Source organism: Thiolapillus sp. (assembly GCF_048562965.1).
Lineage (GTDB): Bacteria > Pseudomonadota > Gammaproteobacteria > Chromatiales > Chromatiaceae > Thiolapillus > Thiolapillus brandeum_A.
The window spans coordinates 1-618 of sequence record NZ_JBHNMF010001456.1; the positions used below are offsets into that span (position 1 = coordinate 1).

1 protein-coding gene is annotated in these 618 nt (G+C 59.2%); it reads left to right on the top strand.

Features of this window, described 5'->3' with window-relative positions; genetic code table 11:
* Nucleotides 1–148: 148 nt before the first annotated feature.
* A partial coding sequence (locus tag ACOCD2_RS24915) for a hypothetical protein (protein ID WP_419583323.1) occupies nucleotides 149–618 on the top strand: 470 nt, incomplete at its 3' end.

Genomic DNA, 618 nt, shown 5'->3' on the forward strand with positions numbered 1-618 from the left:
GAGTCGATTTTGGGGACTGGGATGTCCCAAAATCTATCACGAGGCCGAAGACACGCTTGAAGACCCTCCTGCCACGTCCGCCACGCCTGCAGGTGAACCCGCTGACCCGGCGGAGGCCCGCTGGATCGCCACACGGGGCACGCTGATCGTGCTTCCTGTCGTACTGATGGCCCTGAGCAACCCGACCCTGTACATAGCCGCCATACTGAAATCCGTATCCCTGGCGCAGCAGACATCCCATATCGATACCGCCCAGGCCGGGCGCGAACTGCTGGGCTCCACCTTTGTCGCCGGCTATCTGGCGGCGCTGTTCTGGCTGGGTCTGAGCATACTGCCCAACCTGTGGATGTATTTCCTGTGGACCCTGCTGTTCTGCATCTATATTGGCAGCAAGGCCTATGGCGGTCTGCCCAGCCGCTACGGGCCTTCTTTCTGGATGAACGTCATGACAACGCTTTTCATCCTGCTCGGCCCGGCCGTAGAAGATATCGCCAGTGGCCAAGCGTGTCTTCGGCCTCGTGATAGATTTTGGGACATCCCAGTCCCCAAAATCGACTCGGCCTTTGACAACCTATTTGTGCCCCAGCCGTCCTGGTCACCAAGCACTACGCAACAACT